The organism is Streptomyces sp. NPDC006208, assembly GCF_040613775.1.
GTDB lineage: Bacteria > Actinomycetota > Actinomycetes > Streptomycetales > Streptomycetaceae > Streptomyces.
Genome location: NZ_JBEXSW010000022.1, coordinates 124,141 through 137,546 on the forward strand (window position 1 = coordinate 124,141; position 13,406 = coordinate 137,546).

A 13,406-nucleotide genomic window follows, 5' to 3' on the forward strand; every position below is an offset into this window, starting at 1 on the left:
CCGGTGCCGACGGCGTTGCATCAGGAATGATGCTGGATCAGGGAATCTTTCAGGCCTGACGCCAGGATGCCGTTTCGTCCCGGGAATCGCGCTGCCATGTTCGCGAGCACTCCGAAAGGCCCTGGGCCGTGCGCACCCACCAGCAACGCCATCACACCAGTCCGCTGACCAGTGTCCGAAATCTGGGCATCCTCGCCCACGTCGATGCCGGCAAGACCACCGTCACCGAGCGGATCCTGTATGCCACCGGCGCCACCCACAAGCGGGGCGAGGTCCACGACGGAACGACCGTCACCGATTTCGACTCGCAGGAGCGCGACCGTGGGATCACCATCTTCGCCGCGGCGGTGAGCTGCGTCTGGGACGGTCACCGGATCAACCTGATCGACACTCCCGGCCACGTCGACTTCTCCGACGAGGTGGAGCGCTCGTTGCGGGTGCTCGACGGTGCGATCGCGGTGTTCGACGCTGTCGCTGGAGTCGAACCGCAGAGCGAGTCGGTGTGGCGGCAGGCCGACCGGCACCGAGTGCCGAGGATCGCCTTCGTCAACAAGCTGGACCGTGCCGGTGCCGACCTCGACACGGCGGTCGACTCGATCCGGGAACGGCTCCATCCGGTCCCGCTGGTGGTCCAGCTGCCGATCGGGCAGGAGGACGGGTTCACCGGGGTGGTGGATCTGCTGCGCATGCGCTCGCTGGTCTGGGGCGCCGGCCGCGACACGTTCGAGGAGGGCCCGGTGCCCGAGGCCCTGCGGGAAGAGGCGCACCGCCGCCGCCGAATGCTGGAGGAGGCGGTGGCGGAACTCCATCCGAACGCGCTGGAGGAGTTCTGCACGGAGTCGACGGTCTCCGCACCGACCCTGGCCGCAGCACTGCGCGACCTGACCCGAAGTGGTGAGGGAGTCGTGGTGTTGTGCGGATCGGCCTACCGCAACCGGGGGATCGAGCCGCTGCTGGAGGCCGTTGTGGCCTACCTTCCGTCGCCTCTCGACGTGCCGGCGGTACGCGGCACCCTGGGCAGCGCGGTGCAGGAGCGGATCGCCGACCCGGCGGAGCCGTTCGCCGCACTGGTCTTCAAGGTGCACTCGACCGCCACGGGGCGGCTGACCTACCTGCGTGTGTACTCAGGAACGATCCAGAAGGGAGACGCAGTGCTCGACGCGGGCGCGCACCGCAGCGAGCGCATCGGCCGGATCCTGCGGGTGCAGGCCGACCGGCACGTGGAGGTGGACCGGGCGGAGGCCGGGGACATCGTCGCGGTGATCGGCCCGAAGGCCGCCCGCGCCGGTGCCACCCTGTGCGCACCCGCGGCGCCGTTGCTCTTCGAACCGCCCACCGTGGTCGAACCGGTCGTCTCCGTGGCGGTCGAGGCCCGCAGGAGCCTCGACACCGACCGGCTGGCGACGGCGCTGGCACGGCTGGTCGAGGAGGATCCGTCGCTGGTGGTCCGGACCGACCCCGAGACCGGCCAGACAGTGCTGTCAGGAATGGGGGAGCTGCATCTGGAGGTGGCTGTGGAGAAGATCCGCCGTGCCCAGGGGCTGGACGTCGGTGTCGGACGGCCGCAGGTGGCCTACCGCGAGACGGTCGTCCGAGGGGTGTCCGGGCTGGTGTACCGCCATGTCAAGCAGGACGGAGGCGCCGGCCAGTTCGCCCACGTCGTTCTTGACGTGGAAGCCCTGGAGTCCGAGGCCGACACCGGTGACAACAACAACGGCGGCAGCGCAGGGGGCTTCGTGTTCCGGTCGACGGTGGCAGGTGGCCGGGTGCCGCAGGACTTTGTCCGCGCGGTGGAGGCCGGCTGCCGGGACGCCCTCGCCGAGGGTCCTCTCGGCGGCCACCCGGTGACCGGACTGCGGGTCACACTGACCGACGGAGCCACTCACTCCAAGGACTCCTCGGAGCTGGCGTTCCGGACAGCAGGCCGGTTCGCACTCCGGGAGGCACTGCGCGCCGGCGTGATGGCGCTCCTGGAACCGGTGGTGGAGGTCACGGCCACCGTGCCCGACGATGCCGTGGGCGGTGTGCTCGGCGACCTGGCGGCGCGACGCGGCCGGGTCTCGGGCCAGGCAGCGCGGGCGGGCACAGCCGTGATCACGGCGACTGTGCCGCTGGCCGAACTGTTCGGCTATGCGTCGCGGCTGCGCAGCCGGACCCAGGGCAGGGGCACCTTCACCACCCGGGCCACCGGTTACGCGCCTGTGCCGGCAGCGGTGTCCGACGGGGTGCTGTCATGTTAGATGCCCCGGACGGCCCCGCCCGCCGGGGGCCCTGTCGGTTGGTTCCGCCCCGCTGGATCTCATCCAGTGGGGCGGAGCGCTGCCAAGGGCGAGATGCCGGTCTTGGCGAGTGGTCTGTCGGTGAGCCGGGCTCGAGTCGGGCGCGGTGGAAGGCGGCGCCGGTGACCTGCTGTTGCAGCCGGGCCTTGGGGAGGCCGCGGTAGCGGGATCTGCGCAGGCCGAAGGCTTGCACGGCTTCGGAGACGGTGCCCTCCACGCCTACGCGGGTGTCCGTAGCGGCGGGCCATCGGCGCGACGATGTCGCCGCACGCCAGGCGAACAGCGGCCCCTCGGTGGGATCGGCGGGGCGGTCGCTGAGGCACTGGGGGCACAGATCCAGGTAGGGGAACCCCTCGAAGCTCGGGGGCCGTGCGCTCGGTCTGCCGCAGGCGGTGTCCCAGCCGGTACCGCAGCGCCCGCCCAACTGGGTGAAGTTCGGGCGTTGACCAGCAGCCGGCAAGCTTTTCGATCATGGCCTGAATAGCTTGAGATCAAGCAATCGCCGTCTGCTCCGTTGCCCAACTCCCCCTTGTAACCCGAGCGAGGTCGTGACGATGAGGAAAAGTGCTGTCATCAGCCCCTTGATTGCCGGTGCGGCAGTGACCGTGCTGGCATGCCCGGTGCCGGCCTCCGCGGCGGACACACCGGTGACGGTCCAGGTCAGCTCCGGCACGCTCGACATCGCGGTCCCGGCGGGGCCCGTGAACCTCGGTACGGTCACCGTCGGCAGCAGTCCGCAAACGGTCAGCAGTCAGCTCGGCAACATCACCGTGACGGACGGTCGAGGCGGTACCACCGGCTGGACGGCCACAGCGAACGCCGTGGACTTCACCGGGCCCCAGAACATCTCCGTCTCCGCTCCAGGCTCCAGCAGTTACACAACACCGAACGCCTCGGTCACCGGCACCGCCACCGTCACCCCCAGCAACCTGAGCGCGCTGTACCCCCCTGCCCCCGTTCAGGTGGCCACCGACGTGTCCGGGATCAATTCGGCCACCTGGAACCCGACGATCTCCCTCACCCTTCCGGCGAACGCCCTGGCCGGGTCGTACAGCTCGACGATCACCCACTCCGTCGCCTGACAGCCTCAGGCGGAAATCAGCAGAGGCACTGTGCGCAGGTTCGTTTCTCTCGCAGTGCTGGTGGCCATGTCATTCGCCCTGGCCACCGGCACTGCCTCGCCCGCATCCCGCGACTCGGATGCGGCCCGTCGGCCGGGCCCCCCGGATGTGGGCAGCGTCGGCGTACGTCTCGTCGATGTTCCGGCCGACCTGATCCGCGACCCCCGGGCGAGGCAGTACGTCATCGACAACCTCAAGCCCGGTACCACCGTGAGCCGACGCATCGAGGTATCGAACACCTCGGAGTCCGGATTGCATGTCTCGCTCTACTCCGGGGCCGCGGACATCGTGCGCGGCTCATTCGTCGGTGCACCGGGCAATACCGGAAACGAGCTCACGACCTGGATCAAGCTCCGTCGACGCAGCCTGGACATCCCCGCCCACTCCGTTGCCCGCGACACTGTGACCATCGCGGTGCCCAGGGATGCGGCCCCCGGTGAGAGATACGGCGTGGTGTGGGCACAGGTCAGCAGTCGACACAAGGACGGCGGCATCTCCTTGGTCAGCCGCACCGGTATCCGGGTCTACCTCTCGGTGGGCGGCAACAATCCGCCACTGCCGAAATTCACGGTGGACACGATGACGGCCGCGCGTGACCGCGACGGGCGCGCCGTCGTGCAGGCCCAGGTGCACAACACCGGTGGTCGTGCTCTGGACCTCGCGGGCACCATGAAGATGTCGCAGGTATCCGGAAGTCTCAGCGCGGGTCCGTACGAGGTTCAGCTCGGAACGACCTTGGCACCGGACCAGTCCCAGCCGGTGAGGGTCGTCGTGACCGACCGAGTGGACGACGGCCCGTGGGACGTCTCCCTGAGTCTGAAGAGTGGGCTGCTGAGGGAAACCTATAGAGCTCGGATCACCTTTCCGCACAATCCTGGTGTCGCCGCGGCAGTCCGTTCACGCCATCAGCAGCCGAATGCTCTGCACCCGGCCCTCATCGCAGTGCCGACGGCGCTGGCTCTCCTCTTTGCCGTGGCGCTCGGGATCACCCTCTCCTACCGCCGCCGCGGCAGGGACAAGCCGGCATGATCCCGGTTCCCGTCCGAGCCGGACGCTGCCGCTGGATCCGCGAGGGCCTGCGTGACGTCGGCCTGTACGACCCGTTGGGGTTGTGCAGGCCGTCGTCGGGTTCAGGGGGATGGGTTCGTCTCCTTGCGTGGGGTGGAGTTGGCGGAGATCCCGGAGGAGACCGCGCGGATGGCGTGGGTGATGTTCCCGAGGGGTTGTCTGGCGATGCGGGTGCGGGACCGGCCGGGGCCGGTCTTCGCGATGCCGATTTCGCAGCACTCCGCCCCGCTGAATGAGATCCAGCGGGGCGGAGTCGACCGACATGGTCCCCTGCGGGCTTGGGCCGTCCGGGGCATCCCTGGCAGGCCCGGTCAGCCGGTCACTCGGCCGGGACTGCGGGGAACGCCTCACGCGGCGTGCTCGTGGGCGTGTACCGCTGGGGGACCGCGGTGGTCGGCACCAGGTCCTTGTGGATCGCCTTCGCCACGCTCTGGATGGTGGCGACGCCGTAGTCCATCGTGCTGTTGTCCTGCGTCAGCACGGAGATGTAGTAGTCGTGGCCGCCGCCCTTGAACGCGCCGACGCTGTGCACGCGCCAGCCGTGCGTGGCCCGTGACAGCCAGCCGTTCTTGACGTGCACCTTCACGGAGGAGGGCGCCCCTGCCGGAGTGCCCCAGCGCTGTGAGGCGACGACCGTGTTCATGAGCTTGAGGATGTAGGCGCGGGAGTTGTCGCTCAGCACCGAGTTCTTCGCGGTGATCAGCGAGAGGAGCCTCTGCTCGTCCTTCACGGTGATCTGCGTGAGTCCCCAGTAGCCGCCCGAGCCCGGCACTGTGTTCTTCATGCCGGCCGCGGCGAGGAAGCCCTTGATCTTGGTGAGGCCGAGTTGCTTCCACAGCGTGCTCGTCGCGCTGTTGTCCGACTTGGTGATCATGGCCTTGGCGAGGTCGGCCTCGCGCTGTGTGAGATAGCGGTTCTGCTTCTTGGCGTCCCACAGCAGCGTCGCGAGGACGGTCACCTTGACGACGCTGGCCGAGTCGTAGGCGGAGGTCGAACGGAGGCTGCACGTCGTCTTCGTGGTGCGGTCGTAGAGGCCGACGGCAATGGTGCCCTTGCGGTTCCTCAGGGCCGTCGTGATGTCCTGCTGCAGCTTCGCGGCAAGGCCGGCCTTGCCGGACGTGCAGGCCACCTGCGGGGTGGCGGCAGCGGCGGGTGCGGCGGCGGCCACGAGCGGTGCGAGCACTCCGGCCGCGAGGCTCGCGGACAGCACGCGGGCAGGCCGGGATATCCGGAGAGTCATTCGGAGGTTTCCATCCCCTTGGTGTGGAGCGGGTGCGCACCCGCGCACCCGCGCCACACGACTCACCGCAGCGTCGGATGGTTGTAGCTGTTACTGAAACTTGATCGGGTCCGAGTCTCCGCTCGCACCCGGGCCGAAGCCGGCCGGGGTGGTGCAGCTCCGTCGCGCCGTGGGTGAGTCGTCTGTCCGTTCAGGACGGTCCGCCGGTGGTACTGAACCCGCGGGCCGCTGTGGAAGAAGTGGTCGGTAAGGCCGGGCAGCTGGGCGACGTGAGCTGGTGGGCGCCGTCGTCCCGGGAGTCTTCGTGCCCCGGAAGAGGTCAGAATCGCCGGCCAGGCGTCATATGAGTCTGTCGTCAGTCTTTGTCCATGTTTGGTTCCCGGCCCGGCCGTCATCGTCGATGTCTTCGGTCAGAGCACCCCCGCCGTCGGCGAACGTGGTTCTGTACGCACCTGAATTGCCGGGGATCGCGTTGGCCGTGCCGGCAAGCAGGAACACGCTCGCGGTGGCCGCGAGCGCGGCGAGAACCATCCGTCTCACAGAACCCTCCTTGTCGTCCGATGGCACGGAGCGGGCAACCGGAGCGGCACCTGGTACGTACCACCCGGTGGCCAGGAGAGTATCGCGTGCGTGATCCAACGTCGTGCCTCCTGATATAGCCTGCGCCAATGAGTCGTCACCTGCTGGCTGAAGCGCACCGGTTCCTGAACTGGGCCCGGGAGCAGGGAGCCGAGCTGGACGGCACCGACCACAGCGTCTGGTTCGTGCAGGGCGTGCTCGAGTCCATGGCGCAGGACACCGACGAGGAGCCCTCCCTCCGGGCGGTCAAGTGCCTGGCGTACGCGGTCCACCTCGCCGAACTCCTCGCCGGCACCTGTCGCGACGTCAGGTGCGTCGTCGACGGCGTGGGCATGAACCTGCGCTCGGTGCTCGCCGTTCGCGAGGGCGGTCCCGTGCAGTTCCCACTGGCGTGGGTGCAGAGTTGCATCGACGACCCGCGTGGCGGCAACGTCGGATTCACGTTCGCCGGGGCGCTCAGGGACTTCGGTGAGGACGGGCGGGCCGCGGCCATGTACGCGCAGCTGAAGCAGTTCGACGAGTCGCGCGCTCGGTGACACGGTCGGTCTGCCCGCGCCCCGGCTGCTGAGTGACCCGGCGCCGATCGGGGCGACCCTGAGCGGCGCGCCGGACCTGTTCCCGTACGGCTGCACGATCGCGGGCCGGCCTGCGGGTGCGGCGCCGGATCGGATCAGCCGCCTTGTGCAACCGCTTGTTGCAGCCGGGCTGCTGGGGCACCGGTGGCTCCTGCGGACTCAGGCGCCCACTGTCCCGTCGACACCCTCACGCAGAAAGTCCGCGTGCCCGTTGTGGCGGCCGTACTCCAGGAGCACGTGCACCATCACCATCCGCAGCGATACCTCCTCGCCCCATCTCGGCTGATACCCGGCCTGGTCCAGGGATTCGGCCTCCCGCTCGATACGGCACGAGTTCTCCACCTCGGCCTCCCAGGCTACGAACGCCTCGTCCCTGGTCGACGCGCTCGCGTCGTACGCCGCCTGGAAGTCGATCTTGTCGGACCAGACCATGGGCGCATTGTTGTCCTCGAACACTCGACGGAACCAGGCACGCTCCACCTCCGCCATGTGCCGCACCAGACCGAGCAACGAAAGCGTGGACGGCGGCATCGACTGCTGCCGCAGCTCCTCGTCGGTAAGCCCTTCACACTTCATGGCGAGGGTCGCGCGGTGGTAGTCGAGAAAAGCCCGCAACATGTCGCGTTCGCTTCCAAAACTGGGCGGTCCTATGCGATTGTCGCTGGTCACTGACCGTGCTCCTCATCCGTGCGGGCATTCAGGGCCAGTATCTACTTCCGTCGGCTGCCCCTGTACGAGAACCGTCAACCGGACCTGACTGTCACCGCGGAGGTCGCCGGTCACAGGAATCAGCAAGGCTCATCGGTCACTCGCAGCCGCAACTACCCCTTGGAGAAGGCGTTCCGGTCATGACGTGAGCGGCGGTTGCAGGTTCGTCGGCTTCGCCGGGTGCTCGCGGGACGTCGGCGAGCACCCGGGCAGCGTCGGCCGCCGAGCAGAGTACTTGGCCAGGCAGCGGCAGATCACACCCGGTACGGCGGCAGGCCGGTGAGATCCGGCTCCTCGTACACCGCGCGGAAGTTGGGTGTGTGCGAATCCGGCGCCGAACGGACCGACGCCGGTGGCCGCGAAGGCCAGGACCCCGCCGAGGGAGAACACGTCGCCGGCCTGCCGCTCAGCTCGATCCGTTCGCCCTGGAGGTGTACCGCCCCAACGGCTACTCGAACCGCGCGGTGTCGCCTGCCCCTCGGCGTACGATCTCGGCTTCACCGCCGGAGAAGTCGATGACCGTGGTCGGTTCAGTGCCGCAGTCGCCCGAGTCGACCACTGCGTCCAGCACATGGTCGAGGCGTTCCTTGATCTCCCAGCCCTGTGTCAGCGGCTCGTCCTCGTCGGGCAGCAGCAGCGTGCTGGAGAGCAGCGGCTCACCGAGTTCCGCGACGAGCGCCTGAGCAACGGCATGGTCAGGAATCCGGACTCCGACCGTCTTCTTCTTCGGGTGCAGCAACTGGCGCGGCACCTCCTTCGTCGCGGGCAGAATGAAGGTGTAACTGCCAGGCGTAGCCGCTTTGATCGCCCGGAACACGTCGTTGTCGATCTGCACGAACTGGCCCAGCTGCGCAAAATTCTGGCACACAAGGGTGAAGTGGTGACGATCGTCGAGGTTCCGGATCGACCGGATCCGGCCGATGCCGTCACGACTGCCCAGCTGGCATCCCAGGGCGTAACAGGAATCCGTCGGGTAGGCGACGAGTGCGCCGGATCGGATGCTGTCAGCCACGCTGCTGATGGTGCGCCGCTGAGGATTCTCGGGGTGCACGTCGAAGTACTTCGCCATTCGCCGAGTCTAGAGCGTGTGGCGGGCCCTTACCTGCCACGTCGCGGCTGCCGCAATACGCCGTGGATGTGCCCAGGACCTCACCGGCAATGAGGGGCTGTGGGCTGTCGGCGTCGTCGAGTGCGACGTGCATGCGGGCATGGAACTGACGTGAATGCGGACATGGAACTGTCGGACCTGGGACGGCCGAAAGACCGAGCCATGGCCGGATCGCCGCCGCCCGGGACCGGCCGGCACCTGCGCTGGGTACCTTCTCGGCATGGAGCAGATGCGCAGGACTCTGACGTCCGAGGACGTCGTGGCGAAGATCCGCAGCGATGTCGCCGAAGGTGTGTACCAGCCGGGTGATCAGCTGCCCACCCCCGACAGCCTCGCCCGGGAGCTGGGCAAGCTCACCAAGACGGTCGACTCCGCGTACCGGCAGCTGATCGAGCAAGGGGTGCTGGTGGAGGGCCTGCTCGAGCCGGGCGTCTTCGTGGCCGATCCGGAGATGGACCCCGGTATCCGCAGCGTCGTGCAGGCGGTGCGCAGGCTGCAGCTCCAGGTCGAGCGGCTCGACAAGGGTCTTGGCGAGCTCACCGAGCGCGTGGGACACGTGGAGCGCAGCCTGCGCGAGGTCGACCGCGAGCGCGGGGGTGGACACGGATTCCAGTACTGATCCGACCGGCTTGGCGTCATGCGAGCTGAGCGCGAGCCTTTGACCGCGCTCCGGGCGCCCTGCCCGACGTCCGTCACGAACGCGCCGGCAGACGAGGAGGCGGTCATGCCGGCGGCGACCAGGCAGAATCAGCGGATGGTCATGTTGGATGGGGTTGCGCACCGAGTCGCCGACGGACAAACCGTTGAGTTCCGTCCCACCGGCTCTTCGATGGTTCCCTTGATACGCAGCCGGCAGCTGGTTGTTGTCGGACCGGCCGATCCGGCGAAGCTGGAGGTCGGCGACATCGTTCTCGCCCGTGTTGCCGGCACCGTGTACCTGCATCTCGTTTCGGCAGTGGACAGGCCGAGGAAACGGGTGCAGATCAGCAACAATCGTGGACGCGTGAACGGTTGGACGAACCACGACCGGGTCTACGGTGTCTGTCTGGCCGTCGACGGTGTCCGCCGGCCAGGTGCTCAGAACAAGCTCCTCGGGACCGGGACCGGGATCAAGGCCACTCCTCTTGGCGCGGCGCGGCTGGAGCTGCTGCCACTCCGCGTGGAGCATGCCGACGAGATGGCCGTCGCACTGTCAGACGCTTCCTTGCACACCTTCATCGGCGGCACTCCGGCCATGGAACAGGAACTGCGCGTCCGCTACGAACGGATGGTGACCGGTTCTCCCGACCCAGCGGTTTCCTGGTGCAACTGGGTGCTCCGGCTGCGTGACGAGGCACGTCTGGTGGGCACGGTCCAGGCGACGATCGGTCCCTCGGGGGAGGGCACGGAAGCCGAGATCGCCTGGGTCGTCGGAGTGCCGTGGCAGCGGAGGGGATTCGCAACGGAAGCGGCGCAGAGGCTCGTTGTCTGGCTCGAGCAGCTACCTGTTCAGTCCCTCGTCGCCCATATCCATCCGGACCATCAGGCGTCGGCTTCCATCGCCTCCGCCATCGGCCTGTCACCGACAGGCCAATGGCAGGACGGCGAGGTCAGGTGGGAACGGGCGGTGACGGTGCGCCCTCGAAGGCGGGACGAGGGGCATCCGTGAGCCTCCCGGCCCGGAACACCTCGCTCAGGCACTGCCGGTGGTGAGGCCTGGTACCGGCCGGCGACGCCTGGACCGCTCAGCGCGCCGCCGCCGATTGCAGGACGGGCTCGTCCATGGCCGGGGCCGGGGTCGCGTCCGGGGCCGGGGTCGCGTCCGTGGTGGACGGCTTGCGCAGCAGCAGCAGTGCTGCATCGTCGTGGAGGCTGCCGCCCACATGGGCCAGCAGTTCGTCGGCCAGAGCGGCCAACGTGCGGGACGGCTCGTCCGAGGCGTGCCGCGCCACCCCCTCGATCAGGGGGAAGAACTCCCGGCGTTCGTTGCGTGCCTCGGTGACCCCGTCGGTGTAGAGCAGGAGCTGGTCGTCGTCGGTGAACGGCAGTACCTGAAGGCTCGGCGTCTCGCCGGTGAGGGCGCCCAGCCCCAGAGGCGGAGCGGAGCGGGCGGGTTCCACAGCCGTGACGGTGGAGTCCCGGACCAGGAGCGGCGGGGCGTGCCCGCAGTTGACCACCTCCATGTACCCCGACCGGAAGTGGCCCACGACCACGGCGGTGACGAAGTCGTCCGCACCGAGGTTCCGTGACAGGCTCCGCTCGATCCGGGCGACGACGTCCAGGAGGTCCGGCTCGTCGTAGGCGGCCTCGCGGAAGACACCGACGACCAGGGCGGCAGTGCTCACCGCGGGCAGCCCCTTGCCGCGCACATCGCCGACGATCATCCTGACCCCGTACGGAGTGGGCAACAAGGCGTAGAGGTCCCCGCCGATCCGGGCCTCCGCCGCGGCGGCGTTGTAACGCACGGCCACCTGGAACTGGCCGACGGTGGCGGGCACCGGCTTGAGGAGCGCGTGCTGAGCGGCCTCGGCCACGGAGCGGACGGCGGCCAGGATGCGTTCGCGGCGCCCTCGCAGCGCGCTGGCGAGGCTGCTTGCCAGAGTGACGGCCAGCAGCGCGGACAGTACGATCGCCTGCTCACCCGCCGCTGCGTCACCACGGGTGCCGAGTGCCGTACCCAGCGTCACGGCGAGGACGCCGGTACCGAGCACTCCGCACGGCCGGCAGGTGGCAGCGGCCAGCGCGGGCCCGACGGCCAGCAGCGGCAAGTACGCCATGCCGGCTCCGGTGGCCAGTGCGAGGAACGCGACGGCAGTGACGATCAGAGCGGGCACGCAGACTGCGAGCTGTGAGGCGACGCCCGTCCCGTCCCGGGCCACTGTCCCTTCGGCCGGGGAGGGCGCCGTACGGGCACACGGCCGGATGCGCCCGGAATTCGCGGCCCGCCGTGTCAGGCTCCGCAACCAGGTCGGCCGGCGATCGCGGCGCCCGTCCCCTACCTGGATTGTGTTCCTCAGTGGCAACGGCCTATCCCTCCGCACACTCGAATGTCCGTTTTGGTCAGAAAACACGCATCTGTACCAGTGCGGCAAGGGTGAGATTTTCAGATAGTGAGCGACATGCCTCGCGTCACGCGGCTCGCCGTGGGAATCAGTCGTTCTCGGATCTCGTCGACGCGGTGAAGCTGGTCCGCCCGCAGGGAGACCCCGAGCGAGCCGAGTGTGTTCCCGCGGTACACGGGTACCGCGACGCAGAAAGTGCCGAGGCTGTACTCCTCCAGGTCCATGACGACCGGCTCGGCGGGCTCGCGGTCCAGCAGGCGGAGGAACTCTGCGCGGCGGGTGATGGTGCGGGGCGTGAGATCGGCGAGATCGTGCCGGGACAGGTAGTCGTTGCGCCCCTCCTCGTCCAGCTCACGCAGCACGCACTTGCCCAGCGCCGTGGCGTGCCCGGCGTCCTCGAAACCCACCCACAGGTCGACCCGTGGTGCCCGGGGGCCGTCGACGATCTCGGCGACACGGATCTCCCCTTCCTCGTAGAAGGTCAGGTAGGCGGCGGCCGCCAGTTCGTCACGCAGGGCACCGAGCGTGGGACGGACCCGGCTGAGCACTGCCTGACCGTGGCTTCCGTGATGCAGTGCCTGCACCTTGTCGCCGATGACGAACGCGCCGTCGTCCAATTTGCGCACGTACCCGTCGTGAGCGAGCGTGCGCAGCAGGTGATACGTGGTGGCGAGGGCAAGGCCCGCCTCCCGCGCCAGCTGCTTCGCTGTGGCGCCGCCGTCATGTGCCCCCACGGCTTCCAGCAGTCGGAAGGCCCGCTGTACGGAAGTGATGAGGGTGGGTCCACCTTGAGCACCCATGGTTCAAGGTTGCGCCGGTCGGCCACCCGCAGCAAGGCGTCCAAGCGGTGACGGCGTGGGCACTTCGGGCTCGTGGTCCTGGGGGCCGACGGCGATGTCCCTTGCTGGAGGTTGCTACGAACTCCTGCCCGCGTTGAACACTTCAGGCGTCACTTCCGTATGGAGCTCAGCGCTTCCCCCACAGCCGGCGCACTCACGGCCGACCGGCTATGAAGCATTGGAGTTCCAATGAGACATACAGTTCGACGACGCTCAAGAAGAGGCAGAAGACTGGTCGTTGCCTCGGTCGCGCTGGTGCTGGGCGGGGGTGGTCTCGTCGCGATCACCTCCTACGCCTCAGCCGGCGAAGGCTGGGGCTCCTGGGGCGGCAAGGCCGACGAGCAACAGCAGACCCAGAGCGCCGGTCTTTCGGCGTCCACCATCAAGTGCCCTGAAGTGGCGAACGGGCTCCCCGACGTGCCGGATGCGGCCCGGGCGGAGGTCGACCGCGAACTGGCGACGATGGACAGCCAGATAACGGAGGCTTATCAGCGGTTCGCCGATGAGAAGGAACAGATAGAGCAGGATCCGCAGTTCGTCCAGAACGCGATCCTCGGACCGCTCCAGGACAAGCGGGCCGCGAGCATCGACCGCATAGCCGTCGCCATCGGCCGAGCAGCCGGGCAGCGGCCCCAGGGGCTTGAGGCATTGGCTCCTTGTGCCTTGCAGGCGGATGAGGCGGACAACGCCAACGACGGCCAGGACCAGGGTGACGGTCAGGACCAGGGCCAGGACCAGGGTGACGGTCAGGACCAGGACCAGGACCAGGGTCAGGGTCAGGCGGGCAACGGCCCGGAGGCCGGCGACTTCGTCGACATCGAGTCGGTGCAGCCGAATGTCCAGAACCC

Annotated in this window: 13 protein-coding genes and 1 pseudogene; 7 read left to right on the plus strand and 7 right to left on the minus strand. The window is 68.6% G+C overall.

From position 1 onward, the window contains the following. Nucleotides 1-128: 128 nt before the first annotated feature. On the plus strand, nt 129-2,240 hold the full coding sequence (fusA, locus tag ABZ208_RS19870) for an elongation factor G (protein ID WP_356910760.1): 2,112 nt from the start codon (nt 129-131) through the stop codon (nt 2,238-2,240). On the opposite strand, the gene ABZ208_RS19875 is transcribed toward fusA, so the two are convergent. Continuing rightward, nucleotides 2,173-2,496, minus strand: a complete 324-nt coding sequence (locus ABZ208_RS19875; RefSeq protein WP_356910761.1) for a hypothetical protein — start codon at nt 2,494-2,496, stop codon at nt 2,173-2,175. The two genes, fusA and ABZ208_RS19875, sit on opposite strands and share 68 nt — an antisense overlap. A 337-nt stretch (nt 2,497-2,833) precedes the next feature. On the opposite strand from ABZ208_RS19875, the gene ABZ208_RS19880 reads away from it, so the two are divergent. Further along, nucleotides 2,834-3,361 carry a hypothetical protein gene (locus ABZ208_RS19880; protein ID WP_356910762.1) on the plus strand — a complete coding sequence of 176 codons (528 nt, stop codon included), beginning with the start codon at nt 2,834-2,836 and terminating at the stop codon, nt 3,359-3,361. A gap of 66 nt (nt 3,362-3,427) precedes the next feature. Next, entirely contained in the window at nt 3,428-4,429 is a 1,002-nt protein-coding gene (locus ABZ208_RS19885) for a hypothetical protein (protein WP_356910763.1), read from the plus strand. A gap of 358 nt (nt 4,430-4,787) precedes the next feature. Here ABZ208_RS19885 and ABZ208_RS19890 read toward each other — a convergent pair whose 3' ends face one another. Together ABZ208_RS19890 and ABZ208_RS19895 are read right to left on the minus strand one after the other, a co-directional pair. Next, nucleotides 4,788-5,708, minus strand: coding sequence for a serine hydrolase (locus ABZ208_RS19890; RefSeq protein ID WP_356910764.1), 921 nt, complete (start codon nt 5,706-5,708; stop codon nt 4,788-4,790). Nucleotides 5,709-6,047: 339 nt separating this feature from the next. Next, a complete protein-coding gene (locus tag ABZ208_RS19895) occupies nt 6,048-6,248 on the minus strand; it encodes a hypothetical protein (RefSeq protein WP_356910765.1) in 201 nt (66 codons plus the stop codon). Between the two features lie 128 nt (nt 6,249-6,376). On the opposite strand from ABZ208_RS19895, the gene ABZ208_RS19900 reads away from it, so the two are divergent. Next, a complete protein-coding gene (locus tag ABZ208_RS19900) occupies nt 6,377-6,823 on the plus strand; it encodes a hypothetical protein (RefSeq protein ID WP_356910766.1) in 447 nt (148 codons plus the stop codon). A 198-nt stretch (nt 6,824-7,021) separates the two neighbouring features. Here ABZ208_RS19900 and ABZ208_RS19905 read toward each other — a convergent pair whose 3' ends face one another. Then, nucleotides 7,022-7,531 carry a DinB family protein gene (locus ABZ208_RS19905; protein ID WP_356910767.1) on the minus strand — a complete coding sequence of 170 codons (510 nt, stop codon included), beginning with the start codon at nt 7,529-7,531 and terminating at the stop codon, nt 7,022-7,024. Nucleotides 7,532-8,018: 487 nt separating this feature from the next. Beyond that, nucleotides 8,019-8,639, minus strand: a complete 621-nt coding sequence (locus tag ABZ208_RS19910) for an L-threonylcarbamoyladenylate synthase (protein ID WP_356910768.1) — start codon at nt 8,637-8,639, stop codon at nt 8,019-8,021. A 259-nt stretch (nt 8,640-8,898) separates the two neighbouring features. Here ABZ208_RS19910 and ABZ208_RS19915 point away from each other — a divergent pair, with 259 nt between their 5' ends. Both ABZ208_RS19915 and ABZ208_RS19920 read left to right on the plus strand, forming a co-directional pair. After that, complete coding sequence (locus tag ABZ208_RS19915; protein ID WP_356910769.1) at nt 8,899-9,297, plus strand: GntR family transcriptional regulator; 399 nt, start codon at nt 8,899-8,901, stop codon at nt 9,295-9,297. Between the two features lie 489 nt (nt 9,298-9,786). Beyond that, entirely contained in the window at nt 9,787-10,326 is a 540-nt protein-coding gene (locus ABZ208_RS19920) for a GNAT family N-acetyltransferase (RefSeq protein WP_356910784.1), read from the plus strand. A gap of 76 nt (nt 10,327-10,402) precedes the next feature. Here ABZ208_RS19920 and ABZ208_RS19925 read toward each other — a convergent pair whose 3' ends face one another. Both ABZ208_RS19925 and ABZ208_RS19930 read right to left on the minus strand, forming a co-directional pair. Next, nucleotides 10,403-11,434: a PP2C family protein-serine/threonine phosphatase gene (locus ABZ208_RS19925; RefSeq protein ID WP_356910785.1), complete on the minus strand. Its 1,032-nt coding sequence runs from the start codon at nt 11,432-11,434 to the stop codon at nt 10,403-10,405. A gap of 326 nt (nt 11,435-11,760) precedes the next feature. Beyond that, on the minus strand, nt 11,761-12,519 hold the full coding sequence (locus tag ABZ208_RS19930) for an IclR family transcriptional regulator C-terminal domain-containing protein (RefSeq protein WP_356910770.1): 759 nt from the start codon (nt 12,517-12,519) through the stop codon (nt 11,761-11,763). Between the two features lie 228 nt (nt 12,520-12,747). Here ABZ208_RS19930 and ABZ208_RS19935 point away from each other — a divergent pair. Continuing rightward, nucleotides 12,748-13,406, plus strand: a pseudogene (locus ABZ208_RS19935) (hypothetical protein); the annotation flags it as partial.